Origin of the sequence: Lysobacter sp. 2RAF19 (assembly GCF_052115395.1) — a bacterium.
In the GTDB taxonomy this organism is placed as follows: Bacteria; Pseudomonadota; Gammaproteobacteria; order Xanthomonadales; family Xanthomonadaceae; genus Noviluteimonas.
In genome coordinates this window covers 258,639-278,171 of the sequence record NZ_JBFRGO010000001.1, presented here as the reverse complement: position 1 = coordinate 278,171, position 19,533 = coordinate 258,639, and the positions used below count along the sequence as shown (strand labels likewise).

21 protein-coding genes and 1 tRNA gene are annotated in these 19,533 nt (G+C 67.6%); 12 read left to right on the top strand and 10 right to left on the bottom strand.

Annotated features, from left to right (window positions below; all coding sequences use genetic code 11):
* Nucleotides 1–7: 7 nt before the first annotated feature.
* Entirely contained in the window at nt 8–1,015 is a 1,008-nt protein-coding gene (locus AB4059_RS01475; RefSeq protein WP_498975946.1) for a LysR family transcriptional regulator, read from the bottom strand.
* A gap of 127 nt (nt 1,016–1,142) precedes the next feature.
* Between AB4059_RS01475 and AB4059_RS01470 the strand changes: the two genes are divergently transcribed.
* A complete protein-coding gene (locus tag AB4059_RS01470) occupies nt 1,143–1,724 on the top strand; it encodes an FMN-dependent NADH-azoreductase (RefSeq protein ID WP_498975944.1) in 582 nt (193 codons plus the stop codon).
* 13 nt (nt 1,725–1,737) lie between these two features.
* Here AB4059_RS01470 and serS read toward each other — a convergent pair whose 3' ends face one another.
* The gene (serS, locus tag AB4059_RS01465; RefSeq protein WP_498975942.1) at nt 1,738–3,027 is read right to left on the bottom strand and encodes a serine--tRNA ligase; all 1,290 of its coding nucleotides are present in this window, start codon (nt 3,025–3,027) and stop codon (nt 1,738–1,740) included.
* 94 nt (nt 3,028–3,121) lie between these two features.
* Here serS and AB4059_RS01460 point away from each other — a divergent pair, with 94 nt between their 5' ends.
* A complete protein-coding gene (locus AB4059_RS01460; RefSeq protein ID WP_498975940.1) occupies nt 3,122–3,748 on the top strand; it encodes an energy transducer TonB in 627 nt (208 codons plus the stop codon).
* A 3-nt stretch (nt 3,749–3,751) separates the two neighbouring features.
* Here the strand turns inward: AB4059_RS01460 and aroA are convergent, their stop codons facing one another.
* The 4 genes from aroA to serC are packed head-to-tail and all read right to left on the bottom strand — an operon-like array spanning nt 3,752 to nt 8,373.
* On the bottom strand, nt 3,752–5,071 hold the full coding sequence (aroA, locus tag AB4059_RS01455) for a 3-phosphoshikimate 1-carboxyvinyltransferase (RefSeq protein WP_498975938.1): 1,320 nt from the start codon (nt 5,069–5,071) through the stop codon (nt 3,752–3,754).
* Entirely contained in the window at nt 5,068–6,171 is a 1,104-nt protein-coding gene (gene hisC / locus AB4059_RS01450; protein WP_498975936.1) for a histidinol-phosphate transaminase, read from the bottom strand. The genes aroA and hisC overlap by 4 nt, the downstream gene beginning before the upstream one ends.
* Nucleotides 6,168–7,394: a prephenate dehydratase gene (gene pheA / locus AB4059_RS01445; protein WP_498977792.1), complete on the bottom strand. Its 1,227-nt coding sequence runs from the start codon at nt 7,392–7,394 to the stop codon at nt 6,168–6,170. The genes hisC and pheA overlap by 4 nt, the downstream gene beginning before the upstream one ends.
* Complete coding sequence (serC, locus tag AB4059_RS01440; RefSeq protein ID WP_498975934.1) at nt 7,288–8,373, bottom strand: 3-phosphoserine/phosphohydroxythreonine transaminase; 1,086 nt, start codon at nt 8,371–8,373, stop codon at nt 7,288–7,290. Before serC ends, pheA begins: the two co-directional genes overlap by 107 nt.
* Nucleotides 8,374–8,497: 124 nt before the next feature.
* Between serC and msrP the strand changes: the two genes are divergently transcribed.
* A complete protein-coding gene (gene msrP / locus AB4059_RS01435; RefSeq protein WP_498975932.1) occupies nt 8,498–9,469 on the top strand; it encodes a protein-methionine-sulfoxide reductase catalytic subunit MsrP in 972 nt (323 codons plus the stop codon).
* Entirely contained in the window at nt 9,460–10,116 is a 657-nt protein-coding gene (gene msrQ / locus AB4059_RS01430; RefSeq protein ID WP_498975930.1) for a protein-methionine-sulfoxide reductase heme-binding subunit MsrQ, read from the top strand. Before msrP ends, msrQ begins: the two co-directional genes overlap by 10 nt.
* Here the strand turns inward: msrQ and AB4059_RS01425 are convergent.
* Nucleotides 10,082–10,879: an FHA domain-containing protein gene (locus tag AB4059_RS01425; RefSeq protein ID WP_498975928.1), complete on the bottom strand. Its 798-nt coding sequence runs from the start codon at nt 10,877–10,879 to the stop codon at nt 10,082–10,084. The two genes, msrQ and AB4059_RS01425, sit on opposite strands and share 35 nt — an antisense overlap.
* 71 nt (nt 10,880–10,950) lie before the next feature.
* On the opposite strand from AB4059_RS01425, the gene AB4059_RS01420 reads away from it, so the two are divergent.
* Entirely contained in the window at nt 10,951–11,226 is a 276-nt protein-coding gene (locus tag AB4059_RS01420; protein ID WP_498965138.1) for a polyhydroxyalkanoic acid system family protein, read from the top strand.
* Here the strand turns inward: AB4059_RS01420 and AB4059_RS01415 are convergent.
* Nucleotides 11,223–11,960, bottom strand: a complete 738-nt coding sequence (locus AB4059_RS01415) for a DUF8198 family protein (RefSeq protein WP_498975926.1) — start codon at nt 11,958–11,960, stop codon at nt 11,223–11,225. The two genes, AB4059_RS01420 and AB4059_RS01415, sit on opposite strands and share 4 nt — an antisense overlap.
* Nucleotides 11,961–12,054: 94 nt before the next feature.
* On the opposite strand from AB4059_RS01415, the gene AB4059_RS01410 reads away from it, so the two are divergent.
* The 3 genes from AB4059_RS01410 to AB4059_RS01400 all read left to right on the top strand — a co-directional run bounded on the left by AB4059_RS01410 (nt 12,055) and on the right by AB4059_RS01400 (nt 15,012).
* On the top strand, nt 12,055–13,284 hold the full coding sequence (locus AB4059_RS01410) for a patatin-like phospholipase family protein (RefSeq protein WP_498975924.1): 1,230 nt from the start codon (nt 12,055–12,057) through the stop codon (nt 13,282–13,284).
* A gap of 73 nt (nt 13,285–13,357) precedes the next feature.
* Nucleotides 13,358–13,891: a phasin family protein gene (locus AB4059_RS01405; protein ID WP_498975922.1), complete on the top strand. Its 534-nt coding sequence runs from the start codon at nt 13,358–13,360 to the stop codon at nt 13,889–13,891.
* 149 nt (nt 13,892–14,040) lie between these two features.
* Nucleotides 14,041–15,012 carry a restriction endonuclease gene (locus tag AB4059_RS01400; protein ID WP_498975920.1) on the top strand — a complete coding sequence of 324 codons (972 nt, stop codon included), beginning with the start codon at nt 14,041–14,043 and terminating at the stop codon, nt 15,010–15,012.
* 10 nt (nt 15,013–15,022) lie between these two features.
* Here the strand turns inward: AB4059_RS01400 and AB4059_RS01395 are convergent, their stop codons facing one another.
* The gene (locus AB4059_RS01395) at nt 15,023–17,014 is read right to left on the bottom strand and encodes an SDR family oxidoreductase (protein ID WP_498975918.1); all 1,992 of its coding nucleotides are present in this window, start codon (nt 17,012–17,014) and stop codon (nt 15,023–15,025) included.
* A gap of 130 nt (nt 17,015–17,144) precedes the next feature.
* Here AB4059_RS01395 and AB4059_RS01390 point away from each other — a divergent pair, with 130 nt between their 5' ends.
* Together AB4059_RS01390 and AB4059_RS01385 are read left to right on the top strand one after the other, a co-directional pair.
* The gene (locus AB4059_RS01390; protein WP_498965148.1) at nt 17,145–17,402 is read left to right on the top strand and encodes an acyl-CoA-binding protein; all 258 of its coding nucleotides are present in this window, start codon (nt 17,145–17,147) and stop codon (nt 17,400–17,402) included.
* A gap of 1 nt (nt 17,403) precedes the next feature.
* Nucleotides 17,404–18,030: a TetR/AcrR family transcriptional regulator gene (locus AB4059_RS01385; protein WP_498965150.1), complete on the top strand. Its 627-nt coding sequence runs from the start codon at nt 17,404–17,406 to the stop codon at nt 18,028–18,030.
* A 75-nt stretch (nt 18,031–18,105) separates the two neighbouring features.
* Here the strand turns inward: AB4059_RS01385 and AB4059_RS01380 are convergent, their stop codons facing one another.
* A complete protein-coding gene (locus tag AB4059_RS01380; RefSeq protein WP_498975916.1) occupies nt 18,106–18,339 on the bottom strand; it encodes a hypothetical protein in 234 nt (77 codons plus the stop codon).
* Nucleotides 18,340–18,470: 131 nt separating this feature from the next.
* On the opposite strand from AB4059_RS01380, the gene AB4059_RS01375 reads away from it, so the two are divergent.
* Both AB4059_RS01375 and AB4059_RS01370 read left to right on the top strand, forming a co-directional pair.
* Nucleotides 18,471–19,319, top strand: coding sequence for a hypothetical protein (locus AB4059_RS01375; protein WP_498975914.1), 849 nt, complete (start codon nt 18,471–18,473; stop codon nt 19,317–19,319).
* 71 nt (nt 19,320–19,390) lie between these two features.
* Nucleotides 19,391–19,465, top strand: a tRNA-Val gene (locus tag AB4059_RS01370).
* Nucleotides 19,466–19,533: the final 68 nt, after the last annotated feature.

Here is a 19,533-nt window from a genome sequence, read left to right as displayed (position 1 = left end):
CGCTGCGTCAGGCTTGCGGTGCGACCGTCACCGCCGCGGGCTTGCGCCGCTCCACGTGCACGACGTCCTGTTTTTCCTTGCCCTGCGGGCAATTGCGGCAATTCAGGCGCGATTCCTCGATCAACGCGGGCACGCGCTCGGCGAGGAAATCGATCATCGCGCGCACCGCGGGCAACAAGCCGCGACGCGAAGCGAACACCAGGTGCGCGATGCCCTGCGGCAAACGCCATTGCGGCAGCACGACTTCCAGTTCGCCATTGCGGATGGCTTCGGCGCAGACGGTTTCGGGCAGCATCGTGATGCCGATGCCCTGCCGCGCGAGCGCCATCAGCATCGGGAAATCGAAGCCGGCCAGGCGCGGCTTGAGCTCGACGCGGCGCATCTCGCCGTTGGCGTCCTGCAGGTCCCAGCGCTGGCGCGCTTCGTCTTCGCTCATGCTCAGCGTGACGTGGTCCTTCAACTCATCCGGATCCGTCGGACGGCCCATGCGATCGAGGTAACCGGGGCTGGCGACGAGCAGCTCCTGGATCTGGCCGAAGGAACGCATCACCAGGCTGCCGTCGTCGTCGAGCTTGTTGCGCACGCGCATGGCCAGGTCGAAGCCTTCGTTGATCACGTCGACGCGGCGATTGCTCACGTGCAGCTGCACGCGCACCTGCGGGTACTTGGCGAGGAACTCGGGCATCAGCCGCGGCACCATTTCCTGCGCGAAGCTCACCGGCACGCTGAGGCGGATGGTGCCGCGCGGCTCCGAACTCAGGCGATCGACGACTTCGCGCGCGGCCTTGGCTTCTTCGAGCATCGTCTGCGCGTGGCGGTGCACGGCGCTGCCGACGTCGGTGACCGCGAAGCGGCGCGTGGAACGCTGCAACAGGCGCACGCCCAATTCGTTCTCCAGCGCGCTGATGCGCCGGCTCAGGCGGGACTTGGGGATGCCAAGGGCGCGCTCGGCGGCCGCGAAGCCGCCGTTGTCGACCACGGCGGAGAAGTAATAGAGATCGTTCAGGTCTTGCATGACCGGCTCCGAACCATTGTCGCTAATGCAACGATGCGTGGCATTTCACCATCTTTATCCCACCGATGCAACGGCCTAGAGTCCCCTCCAACGCAGCAGACCCGCTGCCCGAATTCGAGGCTCTGCCATGAAACTCCTGCATCTGGATACCAGCGCCCTGGGCGCAAACTCCGTGACCCGCGAACTGAGTGCGGCGATTGTCGCGCGTTGGCAGGCCGCCGTGCCGGGTTTGACCGTGGAATATCGCGATCTGGACAGCAATCCGCTGCCCCACCTCACCGGCCCGGTGCTGACCGGCGCCGATACGGCCGCCAAGGCCGAAGGCGACGCGATCATGGACCAGTTCCTGGCCAGCGATGTCATCGTGATCGGGGCGCCGATGTACAACTTCGGCGTTCCTTCGACCCTGAAGGCGTGGATCGACCGCGTCGCGGTGGCCGGCAAGACGTTCCGCTACACCGAGAACGGGCCGGAAGGCCTGGCGACGGGCAAGCGCATGATCGTGGCCAGCGGCCGCGGTGGCATCTACGGCGACAGCAGCCCGGCGGATTTCCAGGAAGCGTACTTGCGCCACACCTTCGGTTTCCTCGGCGTCACCGACATCGAGTTCGTTCGCGCCGAAGGCGTGGCGTATTCGGACCAGCATCGCGTGGACGCGCTGGCCGGCGCGCACGCTTCGATTTCCGAGCCGATCGCCGAAGCCGCGTAATCGACACGACGGGTCAGCCGATGGTTTCGGCGCCACCCATGTAAGGGCGCAACACCGACGGCACCGCGATGGTGCCGTCGGCATTTTGATAATTCTCCATCACCGCGATCAACGCGCGCCCGACCGCCACGCCCGAACCGTTGAGCGTGTGCACCGGTTCGGGCTTGCCCGTGGCCGGATTGCGCCAGCGCGCCTGCATGCGACGCGCCTGGAACGCATCGCAGTTGGAGCACGAAGAGATCTCGCGATACGTGTCCTGCGACGGCAACCAGACTTCCAGGTCGTAGGTCTTTGCCGCGCCGAAGCCCATGTCGCCCGTGCACAGCAACACGCGCCGATACGGCAGGCCGAGCTTCTCCAGCACCACTTCCGCGCAGCGCGTCATGCGCTCGTGTTCCTCCGCCGATTCGGCCGGCCGCGCGATCGACACCAACTCCACTTTCTCGAACTGGTGCTGGCGGATCATGCCGCGCGTATCGCGGCCGTGGCTGCCGGCTTCGGCGCGGAAGCACATCGAATGCGCAGTCATGCGCAGCGGCAAACGCGTTTCCTCAACGATGGCATCGCGCACGATGTTGGTCAGCGGCACTTCGGAGGTCGGGATCAGGTAACGCCGGCTGCCCGCCTCGTCGCCGCCGATGGCGGTCGCGAACAGATCGTCCTCGAACTTCGGCAACTGCCCGGTGCCGCGCATCGACTCGGCATTGACCAGCAGCGGCACGTTGGTTTCTTCGTAGCCATGTTCATTGCTGTGCAGATCGACCATGAACTGCGCGAGCGCACGATGCAGGCGCGCGAGTTGCCCGCGCAGCACGGTGAAGCGCGAGCCGCTGAGTTTGGCGGCGGTGTCGCCGTCGAGCCAGCCGTGGCGTTCGCCGAGCTGCACGTGGTCCTTCACTTCGAAATCGAACGCGCGCGGCGTGCCCCAGCGATGTTGTTCGACGTTGTGCGCTTCGTCGTCGCCGTGCGGCACCTCGTCGTAGGGAATGTTGGGAACGCCCAGGGTGATCGCGTCGAGCTCGCCGCGGATGCGTTCGAGTTCGACTTCCGAGGCCTTGAGCTCGTCGCCGAAGGACGCGACTTCGGCCATCAGCGCCGCGACGTCTTCGCCCTTGGCCTTCGCCTGCCCGATCGCCTTGCTGCGCGTGTTGCGCAGGTTCTGCAATTCCTGCGTGCGCACCTGCAGGCGCTTGCGGTCGGCCTCGAGCGATTCGATGGCCGCCACCGGCAGGTCGAAACCGCGGGAACGAAGCTTGGCCGCGAGTTCGGCGGTCTGGGTGCGCAGCAGATGGGGGTCGAGCATGGGGCGCCACGATTCGATACGGGGGCTGAATTATGCGGCCTGTGCGGTCGCTTGCCGACCGGCCGTGACGCGGCGGCGTGACAGAATCGGGCGCATGTCGAGTCATTCCCCCACATTCGCCGCGCGCCTGGCCGCCTGGCGGCCCACGCGGCGCGGCCTTGCGATGATCGCCGCCGCCGTCCTCGCCGGCCTGGTCCTGTTCCTGATCGTGTGGTCGGGCGAGCGCACGCGTGCCCCCGCGCAGGTGCGCGCCACCGCCGACAAGCCTGATTTCGCACCGCTTCCCGCACCGATGCCGGGCCAGGTGGACGGCGCAAGCGGCATGGACGAGCCGGACGCCGACGCGAGCGCCGAACAACCCCGGCTGGAAGAAGCGCCGCGCCGCGAAGCCCCGCCTGCTGCGCCCGCACCGGCCGCGCCGCCGCCGCCCACGGCCGCGCCGACGATGGCGGACCTCGACGTCCCGATTCCGCTTTCACGGCCCCCGCCGCATTACCCCACGCGCGCCCTGCGCATGCGCGAAACCGGCACGGTGCGCGTGCTGGTCGCCGTCGGCGCCGACGGCGTCCCGACCGATGTCAGCGTGGAAACCAGCAGCCAGTCGCGGGAGCTGGATCGCGCCGCACTGGACGCTGTGCGCAAGTGGCGCTTCCGCCCGGCGCAACGCGGCGGCCAGGCGGTCGCAGGCTCGGTGGTCGTGCCGATCGAGTTCCGCCTGTAAGGCTCAGGCCTCGCGCAACGCGAACCCCGTGCTGCGCGCGAGCGCATCGAAGGCGGGGAACGAAGTCGCGACGTTCGCGGTATCGCAGACCTGCACTTCGCCCTCGCACATCTGGCCCGCGATCGCGAAGGCCATGGCCACGCGATGATCGCCGTGCGAGTCGACGTGGCCACCGCGCAGTGGGCCGCCATGGATCGCCGCGCCGTCTTCGGTTTCTTCCACCACGGCACCGAGCGAACGCAATCCGCAGGCCATCGTGGCGATGCGGTCGGATTCCTTGACGCGCAGTTCCGCGGCGCCGCGTACGTGCGTCGTGCCCGTCGCGCAGGCCGCCGCGACGAACAGCGCGGGAAATTCATCGATCATGTCCGGCACCGCGTCCACGGGCACCTCGATGCCATGCAGCGGCGCGTAGCGAACGTGCAAGTCGGCGACCGCTTCGCCGCCCTGCTCGCCCATCGCTTCGATGTCCACGTGCGCGCCCATCGCGCGCAACACGCGCAACAAACCGGTGCGCCGCGGATTCATGCCCACGCGGCGCAGCACGATGTCCGACCCGGGAATCACGCACGCGGCGACGAGGAAGAAGGCCGCCGAGGAGAAATCCGCCGGCACCGACACATCGGTGGCGCGCAGCCGATGGCCACCGGTCAGGCGCGCGAGGCCCGGCGAGAACTCGATCGGCCAACCGAACGCACGCAACATGCGCTCGGTGTAATCGCGCGTGGGATGCGGTTCGCGCACTTCGGTCTCGCCTTTCGCGTACAGGCCCGCCAGCAACACGGCCGACTTCACCTGCGCGCTGGCGATGTCCGATGCATAGGCGATGCCGTGCAAGGGTTTGCCGCCGGCGATCTTGAGCGGCGGGAATCCGTCGTGCGAGGCGATCGACGCGCCCATGCGTGCCAGCGGATCGAGTACGCGCCGCATCGGCCGTCGCGACAAGGAGCCATCGCCGATCAGCACGCTGTCGAAGCGCTGGCCCGCGAGTAGGCCTGCCAACAAGCGCATCCCGGTGCCGGCATTCCCGCAATCCAGCGCACTGGCCGGCGCCTGCAGGCCGTCGATGCCGACGCCATGCACGATGCGCGTGCTCGCACCGGCCTTTTCGATGCGCACGCCCATGCGTTCGAAGATCGCCGCCGTGGCCAGGGTGTCTTCGCCTTCGAGGAAGCCCTCGATGCGCGAGGTGCCGTCGGCGATGGCCGCCAGCATGATCGCGCGGTGCGAAACCGACTTGTCGCCCGGCACGTGCACTTCGCCACGCAAGGGCGCGCCGGGCGATGCGACCCAGGATTCGCGCGGCGGCGTGGCGACGCTCATGCGATGGCGTCCAGTGTGTCAAGGAAGCGGCGATTCTCGTCGCGATCGCCGACGGTGATCCGCAGACAATCGGGCAATCCGTAACCGCCCATGGGGCGCGGGATCACGCCGCGTTCGAGCAGGCCGGCTTCGATCGCCGCGGTGCGCGCGCCGAATTCGACGAGCAGGAAATTGGTCTGCGAGGGATGCACGAACCAGCCGCGCGCGGCCAGGGCTTCGGACAGGCGCGCGCGTTCTTCGGCATTGCGCGCCAGGCCCCATTGCAGGTGTTCGACATCGCCCAGGGCCGCTTCGGCCGCCGCCAAGCCCATGCAATTGACGTTGAAACTCTCGCGGACGCGTTCGACCACGGCGATCAGCCCCGGATGCGCGACCGCGAACCCGACGCGCAATCCGGCGAGTGCATACGCTTTGCTGAACGTGCGCGCGACGATCATGTTGGGATGGTGCGACAGCAGGGTGAGCGCCGATGTGTCGCCCTCCACGAATTCGGCGTAGGCCTCGTCGACGACCACCAACACCTGCGACGGGAGCTTCCGCAGGAAATCCGCGAGGGCATCGACCGGGAAATGCGTGCCGGTCGGATTGTTCGGATTGGCGAGGTAGACCAGCTTCGTGCGCGGGCCGACGAGACCGGCGATCGCCTCAAGGTCGTGGCCGCGCGGCATCGTCGCGTGTTCGCGCGGCAAGGCCGGCGCCGCGCGCAGCGTCGCGCCCGCGGCCTGCGTCGCGATGGCATACACCGCGAATCCATATTGCGAGGCGACCACTTCATCGCCCGCCCCGGCGAACACCTGCGCGAACTGCATCAGCAATTCATGCGAACCATTGCCGAGGATCAGCTGTTCGACAGCGACACCGTGCCTCGCCGCGAGCGCACGCTTGAGATCGCCGCCGAGCGGATCGGGATAACGATGCATCCCGTGCAACTGGTCGAGCACCGCCGCGCGCGCCGCCGGCGATGCGCCCCACGGATTCTCGTTGGATCCCAACTCGACCAGCGACGGCCCGAAGCGCCGACGCCAGGCCACCAGGTCGTGCCCCGGATCGTAGGCGCGCAAGCCTTGCAGCGCCGGCACCGCGAGGCGGTCGAAATTCACGGCACCGCCACCGGATACGAGCCCAGGACGGTCACGTTCTCCGCGAAGTCGGCCAGATCGTCCAGCACGTCGCGTAACGGGGCCTCGTCCACGTGGCCGCCCACGTCGATGAAGAAGGCGTATTGCCACAGGCCGGTGTGCGCGGGGCGCGATTCGATGCGGTTCATGCTCACGCCGCGACGCGAGAGCGGTTCGAGCACCTGGAACAGTGCGCCGGGTTGGTCGCGCACGAACACCATTAGCGAGGTGCGGTCGTTGCCCGAGGGCGGGAACATGCTCCGTCCGATCACGAGGAAGCGCGTCGTGTTGTCCGGACGATCTTCGATGGGGCCGGCGACTTTCTTCAAACCGTACACATGCGCCGCGTTCTCGCCGGCGATCGCCGCGGCGTCGTCGGCATTGCGCGCGCGACGCGCGGCTTCGGCGTTGCTCGCCACCGCCAGCTTCTCGGCCTGCGGCAGGTGTTGGCGCAACCACGCGCGGCACTGTGCCAGCGACAGCCCGTGCGAATACACCCGTTCGATGTCTTCGATGTGGCCCGTGCGCGAGAGCAGGTATTGATGCACGCGCAACTCGACTTCACCGCAGATCTTCAGCGGCGAGGTGAGGAACAGATCGAGCGTGGACTGGATCGTCCCCTGCCCCGAGTTCTCCACCGGCACCACGCCGAAATCGGCGTGGCCCGCGGCGACTTCGTCGAAGACTTCTTCCACGCTCGCCAGCGGCAGGCCTTTGGCCGAATGCCCGAAGTGCTTGTGCACGGCCTGCTGCGAGAACGTGCCTTCCGGCCCGAGGTAGCCGATCTTCAAGGGTTCCTGTTGCGCCAGGCACGCCGACATGATTTCGCGGAACAGGCGCACCAGCACGTCGTCGGCGAGCGGACCGTCGTTGCGATCCACCACGCCACGCAACACCATCGCTTCGCGTTCGGGACGGTAGTAATCCACCGCCGCCGCGAGTTTGCCCTTCGCCTTGCCCACCTGGCGCGCGAACTGCGCGCGTTCGGCGATCAGCGCCTGGATCTGCCGGTCGATGCCGTCGATCTGCGTGCGCACGGCCGCAAGATCGAGCGGCGCTGCATCGCCCGTCGCTTTCGGCGCTGGCGGCTGGGGCTTCCTAGCCATGGCGGCCGGCGAAGTCCCGCATGAAGTCCGCCAACGCTTGCACGCCGGCTTCCGGCATCGCGTTGTAGATCGACGCGCGCATCCCGCCGACGGCGCGATGCCCCTTCAGCGCGAGCAGGCCGGCGTCCTTCGATTCGGAGAGGAAGGCCTTTTCCAGCGCTTCGTCGCGCAGGAAGAAGGGCACGTTCATGCGCGAGCGCACCGCCGGGTCGACTTCGTTGCGATAGAAGCCGCCCGAGCCGTCGATCGCCGCGTACAACACCTGCGCCTTGCGCGCGTTGCGCTGCGCGAATTCGGCGACGCCGCCTTCGTCGAGCATCCACTGCACGTTGAGGCCGAGCATGTACCAGTTCCACGTCGGCGGCGTGTTGAGCATCGACTCGGCCTTGAGCTGCGAGCGATAGTCGAAGATGTCGGCGCGCGGCTGGCCGGCGCGTTCGAGCAGGTCGCGGCGCACGATGACCACGCCGATGCCGACCGGCCCGAGGTTCTTCTGCGCGCCGGCGTAGACGATGCCGAACTTCGCGATCTCCAGCGGCTCGCTGGCGATCGACGAACTGAAGTCGGCGACCAGCGGGATGTCGCCGGTGTCGGGGATGTCGCGGAACTCGACGCCGTGGATGGTCTCGTTCGCCGTGATGTGCACGTAGGCCGAATCGGCGGCGAACTGCCAGGCATCGCGCGCGGGGATCGAGCGGAAGCCGCCGGCTTCGCTGCTCGCCGAGACGTGCGTGGCGACGTAGGGCTGCGCCTGCTTCATCGCCGTCTTGCCCCAATGGCCGGTCAGCACGTAGTCGGCCGGCTGCCCGGGGGCGGCGAAGTTCAGCGGGATCAGCGCCTGTTGCACCGTCGCGCCGCCCTGGGTGAAGAGCACCGCGTAATCCTCGGGAATCGACAGCAGCGTGCGCAGCGCCTGTTCGGCGGCCGCGGCCACTTCCATGAACTCGGGCCCGCGGTGGCTGATCTCGACGATCGACGCCCCGGCATCGCGCCATTCCAGCATTTCCGACTGCGCCTTGCGCAGCACCGGTTCGGGAAGCGTGGCGGGACCGGCACTGAAGTTCCAGGCACGTGGCATGTTGGTCGTCGTCGATGAAGGTAGCCGGCAGTATGCAACACCGAAATTCGAGCCAACACTCGGCCATCGCATCCGCTCGACGCTTTCAGGCGTAACTGTCCCGTCACCCCCGAGGAAGCCGTCCATGTCCCTGCGCGACGCCCTGCGCATCCGATCTTCCGAAATCACCGATGAAGCGGTGTACGCCGATCGCCGTCGCCTGTTGGCCGCGTTCGCCGCGAGCCCGGCGCTGGCGCTGGCCGGTTGCACCGAAGCCGCGCCTCCTCCGCCGGCGTCGAAAGTCGCGATCACGCCCGAGCAGGCGAAGTCCGGTTTCCGCACCGACGAGCCGCTGACGCGTTACGAAGACGTGACTTCGTACAACAACTTCTACGAATTCGGCAGCGGAAAGGCCGATCCCTCGCAGGCGCGCAAGACCCTGCGCACCAAACCCTGGCGCGTCATCGTCGACGGCGCGTGCGAAAAACCCGGCACGCTCGAACTCGGCGATTTGCTCAAGGGCCTCAAGCCCGAGGAGCGCGTGTATCGCCTGCGCTGCGTGGAAGGCTGGTCGATGGTGATCCCGTGGCTCGGCGTGCCGCTGGCCTCGGTGCTCAAGCGATTCCAACCCACGTCGAAGGCGAAGTTCGTCGCCTTCGTCACCCTTGGCGACCCGGCGCAGATGCCCGGCCTGCGTGCACCGATCCTCGACTGGCCGTATCGCGAGGGCCTGCGCATCGATGAAGCGATGCATCCGCTCGCCTTCTTGGCCACGGGCTTGTACGGCAAGGCGCTGCCGCAGCAGAACGGCGCGCCGCTGCGCCTGGTCGTGCCGTGGAAGTACGGGTTCAAGAGCATCAAGTCGATCGTGCGCATCGCATTCGTCGAGACGATGCCGGAAACGGCGTGGCACGCCTTGCAGCCGGAAGAGTACGGATTCTTTTCCAACGTCAATCCCGCGGTCGACCATCCGCGCTGGAGCCAGAAGACCGAACGCAGGATCGCGGGAACGGCGAGCAAGTTGTTCGCCGATCGCATTCCGACTCGGCCGTTCAATGGTTATGCGGCGCAGGTGGCTTCCATGTACTCGGGAATGGATCTGCGGAAATGGTTTTGAACCGTGTCCCCGTCGCCAAGGGCGTCGTGCATGCCCTCGCGCTCCTGCCTGCCCTCTGGATCGGCCTGAAAATCTACGAAGTCGCGCAAACCGGCAACGGCCTGGGCGCCGATCCGGTCGCGGCGATCGAACATTTCCTCGGCCTGTGGGCGCTGCGCTTGTTGATGCTCACGCTGGCGATCACGCCGCTGCGGCAACTGACGAACCAGCCGGTGCTGGTGCGCTTCCGCCGCATGCTCGGGCTGTATGCGTTCTTCTACGCGAGCGTGCACTTCAGCGCCTACCTGGTGCTCGACCTGCGCGGTTACTGGACGACGATCTTCGCCGAGATCGCCAAGCGCCCCTACATCACGGTCGGGTTCACGGCGTGGTTGTTGCTCCTTCCGCTCGCGATCACTTCGACCAAGGGCTGGATCAGGCGCCTGGGCCGCAACTGGGCGCGCTTGCACAAGCTGGTCTACGCGATCGGCGTGCTGGCGGTGCTGCACTTCTGGTGGCTGGTGAAATCCGACATCCGCGAGCCGGCGCTGTACGCGGGTATCCTCGCGGCGCTGTTGGGTTGGCGCGCGTGGAAATGGTGGACGGGCAAGCGGCGCATCGCCGCCCCACCCCTCAACCAGGCGAGCCGGACAGCAGGATCGCGCTGAGGGCGGCGGCCAGCAGGAGCGCGGCGAGCAGCAGCCACGGCAGGCGGCGCGCATTGCGGGCCGGCCGCGGCGAACGGATCGGCGCGTCGGAATGTTCCAGGTCGATGTCGTCGGGCAAGGCCGGCGCCATCGCATCGTGCACGAGCGAAGGACGCCCCGGCGATTCGACGACGAAACGATGGTGCGCATCGAACACGATCTGGTCGCCGGTGCGCAGCACCGCATCGCGCGCTGCCTCGCCGTTGACCAGGCTGGGCTCGGCGCCATTCACCCCGCGCAGGACGACCAGGCCCTGCTGCACGTCGATGCGCGCATGGCGCTCGGGGAACGCCGGATCGTCGATGCGGATGTCGCATTCCACGCCGCGCCCGACCAGGCGCGGGCGGTCCAGCGTGAAGCTGCACCCGTGATACTGGCCGCCGACGCCGCGCAGGAGAACGCGCGGATCGCCGCCCTCGCCACCGGGCGCGGGCAAGGGCTGCGGTTCGCGCGGCGCGCCCAGGAGCACCGCTTGCCCGCCGTCGATGTAGATCGCATCGCCCACGCGCAGCATCGCCATGCGCTGCACCGGGCGCCCGTTCACGTGCACGGTGCGCGCGCCGTCGGTGAGTTTGAGCCACGTGCCGCGGCGATCCACGCACAGCTGCGCGAGCATGCGCCCGCCTTCGGCGACGAGCGCAAGCGCGCCATCGGCCGTGCGGCCGATGCCGTGCAGCCCGGGGCCGATCCCGGCGTCGGGCTGGTTCGAATCAGGGAAGCGCAATCGCAAGGTATCCACCGCGCGGGAATCTAGCAGACAATGCGGTCGGAACCCTACGACGAGTCTCGCGCCCCATGTCGAAAATCGATATCCGCCACCCGCATTCCCAGCCGATGGCCACGGCGCGCAAGTCGCTGGAACAAGTCGCCGCCAAGCTCGACGACCGTTTCGGCATGCAATCGCGCTGGGAAGGCGACACGCTGCACTTCACCCGCTCCGGTGTCGACGGGCACATCGCGCTGCAGCCCGATTCGCTGCATGTCACTGCGCAACTGGGGTTCCTGCTCTCGGCGATGAAGGGTCCGATCGAACAGGAAATCCGCCGCGTGCTCGACGAGAAGTTCGCCTAAGGCCTCTGTCGTGCGGGTGCGTCGCCGAAGGGATCCGGCGCGCCCGTCATCAATCGCGCGGCCACGGCGCGTTCGCCGCGCTGGATGTCCAGCAGGAAGGCATCGGCGTCGCCGAGTTGCTTGAAGGCCGCCACGCCGCGTTCCAGGAATCCCTGCAACTCCGCCAGGCCGGCCGCATGCGCGGGTCCGCGCGAGAGTTTCAGCAAGGTCGTGATGCCCGGCAGGCGCAAGGCGCTGCCCACGCCGTGGCCGACGTCGCGGATCAGGTCGATCTGCCGCGACCGCAGGCGCGGCAGCCCGACACGCCGATAGGCCTGCGCATAGCGTGCGTCGTCCAGTCGCCGCCCGTTGGGCGCGATCGTCCCGAGCGCCTGCGCCATCCGCAGGTCCAGCGCGTGCGTCAACGCCCCCAGGGCGATGCCGTCGGCGACGGCGGCCAGCAGCGAGGCCGGCAGCAGGCGTTGCATCGTCGGCAGCACGCGTGCGATGTCGGCGTCGCGCTTGGTGAAGTCGTGGTCGCCGTAGACGTCGGTCAGGAAGAAGCGCGCAGCCGCGGCGCGATGGGGGTCTTCGAGGAATCGCTGGAAGCTGCGCTGCAGCCGCGCGGCCTGCCAGCGCCGGAGTTCGGGCAGCCAGCGCAGCCCGTTGCGGGGTTCGCACGCCGGATCGTGCAGCGCCTGGTGGCAGGCCAGGGTGCGTTGCAGGCGATGGACGACGTCGGCGTGGCGCGACATGGGGGGAGGATAAGAGCGGGAATGGGGAATGGGGAATGGGGAATGGTTGTGGCGACGCTCCGCTTTTCACCTGCCCCGCCGCTACACTCGCCCGATGCTCTCCCTCCACACCGCGAAAGAACGCAACTCCGCACGCCCGCCCAGGATCGGCCTGGCGGTCGCCGGCGGCGGCCCCATCGGCGGGATGTACGAGCTCGGCGCGCTGCGCGCGATGGACGAGGCGATCGAAGGCCTGGACCTCACGCGCCTGGATTGCTACGTCGGGGTCAGCTCCGGCGCCTTCCTCGCCGCGGGCCTGGCCAACCGCATGGACACCGCGGAGATGTGCCGGATCTTCATCACCGGCGACAGCGACGACGTGCAGTTCCGCCCGGAAACCTTCCTGCGCCCGGCCTTCATCGAATACATGCGCCGCGCCGCCAGCGCCCCGCGCCTGGCGATGGAATGGTGGCGCGACGTCGTGTTCCGCCGCGGCGATTCGCGCTGGTCCGATGCGATCAACCGGTTCGGGGGCCTGGTGCCCACGGGCCTGTTCGACAGTGCGGAGATCGAACGCTTCCTGCGCGAAGTGTTCACGCGCCGCGGCCGCAGCAACGATTTCCGCGAACTGGCCGCGCCCCTGTATGTCGTGGCCGTCGAACTGGACAGCGGCAAGGCCGTGCGCTTCGGCGGCGAAGACTGGGACGACATTCCGATCTCGCTCGCCGTGCAGGCCAGCGCCGCGTTGCCGGGGCTGTATGCGCCGGTCGAAGTGCGCGGACGGCATTTCGTCGACGGTGCGCTGCGCCGCACGATGCACGCCTCGCTCTTGCTCGAACGCGGCGTGGACCTGCTGATCGGCATCAACCCGCTGGTGCCCTTCGACGCGAATGTCGCGCGTCGCACGCCCGATGGCATCGACTCGCGCCTGTCCGAAGGCGGCCTGCCCATGGTGTTGTCGCAAACCTTCCGCACGCTGCTGCAATCGCGCATGCAGGTCGGCTTGCAGCGCTATGCGCAGACCTACCCGAACATCGACCAGCTCGTGTTCGAACCCAACAGCGACGACGGCGAGTTGTTCTTCACCAACGTTTTCTCCTTCGCCGCGCGTCGCCGCGTGTGCGAGATCGCGTATCGCAACACGATGGACGATCTGCGCAAGCGCGCCGCCGAGTTGCGGCCCGTCCTGGAAGCGCACAGCCTGTCCCTGCGCGAAGAGGTCGTCAACGATCAGACGCGCTCGATCATCGACGGCCTCCCGCACCGCCCGCGCGCGACCGAAACCACCGCGCGGCTGCGCCGGGCGCTGGATGAAGTCGACCATCTGATCGCCTCGCGACGCTAGGCACACGCCTTGGTGTGAATGCTCTAGCGGAGCGCCGGATTCTCCGTCGTAATCCTCCGAAGGCATCCACGCCATGGCCAAGCTGAAGAAGACCGCAAAGACCGCGAAGACCGCCCGCAAATCGGCCGCCGACGCCGCAGCGCAGGCGCAGGCCGAACGCCTCTCCAAGTCCCTCAGCGAATCGGCGCAGCAGATCTGGCTCGCCGGCGTCGGCGCCTTCGGGCGCGCGCAGGCCGAAGGCACGCGCCTGTTCGAAGGCCTGGTGAAGGAAGGCCTCAACCTGGAACAGACCGCGCGCAAGCTCGCTGGCAATCGCGCCGATGTCGTGCGCGACGCCGTCGAGAGCCGCGTCGGCCAGGCGCGCGAACGCGCGGTGGACACGTGGGATCGCCTGGAAAAGGTGTTCGAGGAACGCGTGCAGCGCGCGCTGGTCAAGCTCGGCGTTCCCAATCGCGAAGACCTGGCCGCACTGGTCGATCGCGTCGATGCGCTGACCGCTGAGCTTCGCCGCGTTTCGCCGCGCCGCACCACGGCCTCCGCCGCGGCCGCCAAGGCCCCGGCCAAGCAGGCGCGCAAGAAGGCGACGAAGAAGCGCACCGTCGCCTGATCCAAACGCTCCAGCCCGCCAGTCCACGCGGTTCCGTCGCTCCCCTCCCCTGACGGTTTCGGACTGGCGGGCTTTTTTTTCGACCTGCGTTACACGGCATACAGCGGCCGCTGGCGTAAGATGCGCCACCCCGCATCCGCAGACCCCGCATGCCCTCAGCGACATCGCTCCTGGCCGCCCTCCTCGTGGTCGTGCTCATCGGCGCGCTCGGCACGCTCTACTTCTCGACCATCCGCCGCCGTCAGGACGAAGCGCTCAACGGCGTGCGCGCGCTCTCGGCGATGCGCTGGCGCGAGTTCTCGCACTTCGTCATCGATGCGATGCGTCACCGCGGTTACGACGTGCTGACGCCCGACGATGAATCCGAGCGCGGGCACCAGACCGAATTCCTGCTGACGCGCAACGGCGAGCGCGCGTTGCTCGGCTGCAAGCACGGCTCGGCCTACAAGTTGTCGAAGCAATCGGTGGCCGATTTCCTCGGCGCGATGAAGTTCCAGGGCGCGCGCAGCGGCCTGCTGGTCACGCCCGGTTCGATCGATCCCGATGCACGCAAGGCCGCGGAGGAAGCGCGCGTCGAACTCATCGACGGCAACGCGCTCTGGCCCGAAATCGCGCCGCTGCTGCCGCAGAGCCTGTCGGATGACGTGCGCAAGGATGCGAGCCAGCGCGCGCGTCGCGCCGTGTGGATCTCGTGGGCCGTCGCGCTGGTCGTGGGACTGGCCATCGGCGCGATGGTCGGCATGCAGGATGCGCCGCCGACGAACGACATCACGCCCATCGTCAAGCGGCCGATCAAGCCGGCCGCCGAGCTCGCGCAGGACACGCTCGCGGCGGCCGCCTCCACGCAACCGGCGGCGGCCATGCCCATGACGCCCGAAGAAGAAGACCTGCAGCGCGTGGAAGTCGTGCGCCGCGTCTCGTCGCTGCCCGGCGTGTTCCGCGCGGCGTGGTCGACGAAGTCCACCTTGCAGGTGCAGGTCGACGAAACCTCGACCGAACGTTTCGACGCGGTGTGCACGGTGCTGACGCGCTACGCGACCCTGCGGACCGCGCGCGTTTACCTGGAACCGCCGGAAAACAGCGAACAGGCGCCGCGCTTCAAGCAGTGCGCGACGCTGTGACGCGCGTCGCCTACCAATGCACGCCGCGCATCAGTGCGGCGAAGGCGATCTGCTCCCCGCTCGGTTCCATCTCGCCCTTGAGCGCCTTGCGGTCGCCCTTGGCGGCGGCCGAATCCGGGAACAATTCGAACGCGGTGTTCATCACCACTTCGTAGGCCTTCGGCGCGAGCGCGTTGAGGACCGAAGCGAAAATGCCCAGGCGCGTCGCGATGCGGCTCGGGCGTTCGATGATCGCCCGCACGCACAGGTCGGCCGCTTCTTCGGTGGTCAGGGTCGGCACGCTGTCGTACATCTTGGTCGGCGCGATCATCGGCGTCTTCACCAGCGGCATGTTGATCGTCGTGAACGCGATCCCCTTGCCCGACAGCTCGCCCTGCGCGCAGCGCGCCCACGCGTCCAACGCCGCCTTCGATGCGACATACGCCGAGAAGCGCGGCGAATTGGCCAGCACGCCGATCGAACTGATGTTGATGATGTGGCCCTTGCGGCGCTGGGTCATCGTCGGCAGGAAGCCCATGATCAGGCGCAGGCTGCCGAAATAATTCAGCTGCATCGTGCGTTCGAAATCGTGGAAGCGATCGTAGCTCAGCTCGATCGAACGCCGGATCGAACGCCCCGCGTTGTTGATCAGGATGTCGACGTGCCCGTGCTCCTTCAGCACGGTGGCCACGAGGCGGTCGCAGTCGGCCATGTCGGCCAGGTCGGCGGTGTAGGCGAACACCTTGCCGCCCTTGGCCTTCATCTCGTCGCGCGCCTTGAACAGTTCTTCTTCGCCGCGCGCCACGATCACCACGACCGCGCCGGCTTCGGCCACGCGCTGCGCGGTCGACAGGCCGATGCCCGACGAACCGCCGGTGATCACCACGACCTTGTTGCGCACCTTGCCCTTGAGCGAGCGGTCGACGAACAGATCCGGATCCAGGTGGCGTTCCCAGTAATCCCACAGGCGCCAGGCGTAGGCATCCAGGCGCGGCACCGCGATGCCGCTGCCCTTGAGCGCGCGCTCGGCTTCGCGATTGTCGAAACGCGTGGGATAGGTGATGAACTTCAGCACTTCCTTCGGGATGCGGAAGTCGCGCAGCAACATGCCGATGAAACGGCGCACCGGCGGGAGGTTGCCCACCGCCGCGCGCACGCCACCGGGCACGAAGGCGAACATGCGCGCATCGATGCGCATCGTCATTTCCGGCGCATGGCCCGCGCGCGCGAAAGCGTTGAGCACTTCGCCCACGCGCATGGGCTCGGGATCGGTGAGGTGGAAGGTGTGCCCGTCGAGCTTGGGCTTGTGCGCGATGTGGTCCATCGCATCGGCGACGAAATCCACCGGCACGATGTTGATGCGCCCGCCTTCCAGGCCGAGCATCGGCATCCACTGCGGCAGCATTTCGCGCAGCTTCTTGATGAAGGAGAAGAAGTAGTACGGGCCGTCGATCTTGTCCATCTCCCCGGTCTGCGAATGGCCGACCACCATGCCCGGGCGATAGATGCGCCACTTGATGCGCTTCTCGTTGCGGACCAGCCCTTCCGAATCGTGCTTGGTGCGCAGGTAGGGATCGTCGAGGCCTTCGGCTTCGTCGAACATGTCCTCGCGCCACACGCCCGGATACAGGCCGGCGGCGGCGATCGACGAAGTGTGGTGGAAGGTGCCCGCGCCGATGGCGGCGGCCAGGTCCAGCGCGTGCTGCGTGCCGTCGACGTTCGCCGCGCGCTGCACGTCGGCCTTGGCGGTGAGGTCGTAGACCGCGGCCAGGTGGAAGAAGTGCTTGACCTTGCCGTTGAGCGCGCGCACCTGCGCGGCGCTGACGCCGCACTTTGCAGCGGTCATGTCGCCCTCGACGGGCACGATGCGCTTCATGTCCCAGCCCATCTTCGCGCCGATGGCGTCGAGCTTCTTGCGCGAGTCCTTGCGCACGAGCACGTGGACGGGCCCCTTGCGCTTGAGCAGCGCGCTGACCAGGTGGCGGCCGACGAAGCCGGTGGCCCCGGTGACGAAGTAGCTCATGTCCTGCGTGCTCCCCGATGTCCTGCGCCTACGTTGCCACGCCCTGCACGGCGCCACAATTCCCCTGCGTATTGAAAACGTCGACACCGCATGCTGTGATGCCCGCCTGCCGACCGGGAGCCCGCGCACCATGTCCGACCTCAAAGCCCGCTTCGAACAGGCCGCCAAGGATGTCCAGGGGCTGTCCGAGCGCCCCGACAACGAAACGCTGCTGCGCCTGTACGCGCTCTACAAGCAAGGCTCCGAAGGCGACGTCTCCGGCCCCAAGCCGGGCTTCTTCGACTTCGTGGGCACCGCCAAGTACGAAGCCTGGGCCAAGTTGCAGGGCACCGGCCAGGACGAGGCGATGCAGAAGTACATCGACCTGGTGGGCAAGTTGACCGCCTGACGTGGCCCGACAAACCCGACAGCGCATCCTCGATGCGTCGCTCGCGATGTTCAACGCGCAGGGCGAACCCAACGTCACCACCAACCACATCGCCGACGAGCTGGAGATCAGCCCGGGCAACCTGTACTACCACTTCCGCAACAAGGACGACATCATCGAGCACCTCTTCGGGCGTTACGAAGAGCGCATCGATGCCGCGCTGAGCGCGCCCGAAGGCCGACTGCCGGGCCTGGAAGATATCTGGCTGCAGTTGCACCTGGTGTTCGAGTGCATCTGGGACTATCGCTTCCTGTATCGCGACCTGGCGAACATCCTCAGCCGCAACCGCCGCCTGCGCATCCGCTTCGCGCGCATCCTGCGCCGCGCGGACGAACAGGCGCACACGGTGATGCGCGGTCTGTCGCAAGGCGGCGTGATGCGTGCGAGCGCCGACGAACTCGACGCTGCGGCGACGAACGTGCTGGTGATCGCCACCTTCTGGTTGAACTACGCCTCCGCGCGCGGCGACAAGGACGAACAGGCCTCGATCCGCGCGGGCATCGTGCAAGTGATGATGTTGCTCGCGCCGTTCCTGCGCGATGCCGAGCGCGTGCATCTGAACACGCTGACGCGCGCTTACATCGATTGAAAGCGGGAATGGGGAATGGGGAATGGGGAATGAGGTGCGGCTCCATTCCCTATTCCCCATTCCCTATTCCCTGCTTTACCGCCCTTTCCCTGCGATCCGTCGCTGCGACTCCCGCTCGCCCGCCTTGCGCGAACCGGACGAATGCGTGCTGCGCTTGGCCACCTTCTGCGTGGTCGCGAACGGTGGCTCGGCCGGCGGCTCTTCCGCGATCGGAATGCGCCCGGCGATGCGGTCGGCGCTGCGGCGCAAGCGCGCGAGCACGCCCAGGCCGGCGAGCCAGAGATGACGGAGATTGGTTTCGCGTGACATGAGGCCTCCTGCGCAGACGGCACGTTGCCGCCTCATCCATGGAGCAATCACACCACGCCCGGCGCTCAGACCTTGCGAAGACGCGCACACGGCGCAATGCTGCCGCTTCCATCGAATCCAGGAAGGTCCGCATGGCCAAGTCGAAATGGGCGCCGTACCCGCATGACGCCAAAGCCTTCGCCTACGCCGGCGACGCGCTGAAGAAGGCCTGGCCGCAACTGCACGCGGGCGATGTCGAGCCCTTCCCCGACGCCAAACATGCGGCCAAGTTGTTGAAAGCCGCCGGAAAGGCGGCGCCGAAGCTCGACGCCGACGCGCTCGCCGCCGCGCTGCAGGACGCCTGGCGCGCCTTCCATCGCGGGGACTTCCAGGCCGCGTTCGAGGCCGGCGAAAAACTCGGCCCCGTCGGCGCATCGGTCGCCACCAAGGCTATCGGCATCCACGCCACCTATCTGGTCGACGATGATGCGGAAAAGCTCAAGCGCTTCGAACACGCGGCCAAGCTTGCCGAATCGGCCATCAAGGCCCTGCCCGACGAAGCGAACAGCCACTATCGCCATGCCTTCGCGCTGGGCCGCTACAGCCAGGGCCTGTCGATCGCCAAGGCGCTCAAGCAAGGGATCGCCGGCAAGGTGCGCGCCTCGCTCGACACCGCGTTGGCGCTCGCGCCCAAACACGCCGAAGCGCACACCGCGCTCGCCCTCTACCACGCCGAAATCATCGGCAAGATCGGCGCGATGATCGGCGGGCTGACCTACGGCGCGAAAGCCGCCGAGGCCGAATCCCACATCAAAACCGCGCTCAAGCTCACCCCCGACTCGCCCATCGCGCACGTCGAACACGCCAACGTTTTGTTGCTGCTCCACGGCGAGAAACAGGAAGACGCAGCGGCCGCCGCCTTCGAAAAAGCGGCGAAGGCCAAACCGAAGGATGCGATGGAAACGCTGGATGCGGCCCATGCCCGCGACCAGATCGAGTGAAACCCGTTGCCCGAACGGCCGCGCTTCCGTAGAATGCCGCGCCTGCCCCGCCCCGCGGCGGTCAAGCATCCGGGCGGTTAGCTCAGCGGTAGAGCATTGCCTTCACACGGCAAGGGTCGCAGGTTCGAACCCTGCACCGCCCACCATATGTCGACTCAGGCCACCTTCCGCAGGTGGCCTTTTTCGAGGGGCCTTTCGAAGACCCGGGGAAGTG

Excerpts from the sequence above, each read along its gene's own strand:
- AB4059_RS01475 (WP_498975946.1), bottom strand. The coding sequence starts at position 1,015 with ATGCAAGACCTGAACGATCTCTATTACTTCTCCGCCGTGGTCGACAAC.
- AB4059_RS01470 (WP_498975944.1), top strand. The coding sequence starts at position 1,143 with ATGAAACTCCTGCATCTGGATACCAGCGCCCTGGGCGCAAACTCCGTG.
- serS (WP_498975942.1), bottom strand. The coding sequence starts at position 3,027 with ATGCTCGACCCCCATCTGCTGCGCACCCAGACCGCCGAACTCGCGGCC.
- AB4059_RS01460 (WP_498975940.1), top strand. The coding sequence starts at position 3,122 with ATGTCGAGTCATTCCCCCACATTCGCCGCGCGCCTGGCCGCCTGGCGG.
- aroA (WP_498975938.1), bottom strand. The coding sequence starts at position 5,071 with ATGAGCGTCGCCACGCCGCCGCGCGAATCCTGGGTCGCATCGCCCGGC.
- serC (WP_498975934.1), bottom strand. The coding sequence starts at position 8,373 with ATGCCACGTGCCTGGAACTTCAGTGCCGGTCCCGCCACGCTTCCCGAA.
- msrP (WP_498975932.1), top strand. The coding sequence starts at position 8,498 with ATGTCCCTGCGCGACGCCCTGCGCATCCGATCTTCCGAAATCACCGAT.
- msrQ (WP_498975930.1), top strand. The coding sequence starts at position 9,460 with ATGGTTTTGAACCGTGTCCCCGTCGCCAAGGGCGTCGTGCATGCCCTC.
- AB4059_RS01420 (WP_498965138.1), top strand. The coding sequence starts at position 10,951 with ATGTCGAAAATCGATATCCGCCACCCGCATTCCCAGCCGATGGCCACG.
- AB4059_RS01415 (WP_498975926.1), bottom strand. The coding sequence starts at position 11,960 with ATGTCGCGCCACGCCGACGTCGTCCATCGCCTGCAACGCACCCTGGCC.
- AB4059_RS01410 (WP_498975924.1), top strand. The coding sequence starts at position 12,055 with ATGCTCTCCCTCCACACCGCGAAAGAACGCAACTCCGCACGCCCGCCC.
- AB4059_RS01405 (WP_498975922.1), top strand. The coding sequence starts at position 13,358 with ATGGCCAAGCTGAAGAAGACCGCAAAGACCGCGAAGACCGCCCGCAAA.
- AB4059_RS01400 (WP_498975920.1), top strand. The coding sequence starts at position 14,041 with ATGCCCTCAGCGACATCGCTCCTGGCCGCCCTCCTCGTGGTCGTGCTC.
- AB4059_RS01395 (WP_498975918.1), bottom strand. The coding sequence starts at position 17,014 with ATGAGCTACTTCGTCACCGGGGCCACCGGCTTCGTCGGCCGCCACCTG.
- AB4059_RS01390 (WP_498965148.1), top strand. The coding sequence starts at position 17,145 with ATGTCCGACCTCAAAGCCCGCTTCGAACAGGCCGCCAAGGATGTCCAG.
- AB4059_RS01380 (WP_498975916.1), bottom strand. The coding sequence starts at position 18,339 with ATGTCACGCGAAACCAATCTCCGTCATCTCTGGCTCGCCGGCCTGGGC.
- AB4059_RS01375 (WP_498975914.1), top strand. The coding sequence starts at position 18,471 with ATGGCCAAGTCGAAATGGGCGCCGTACCCGCATGACGCCAAAGCCTTC.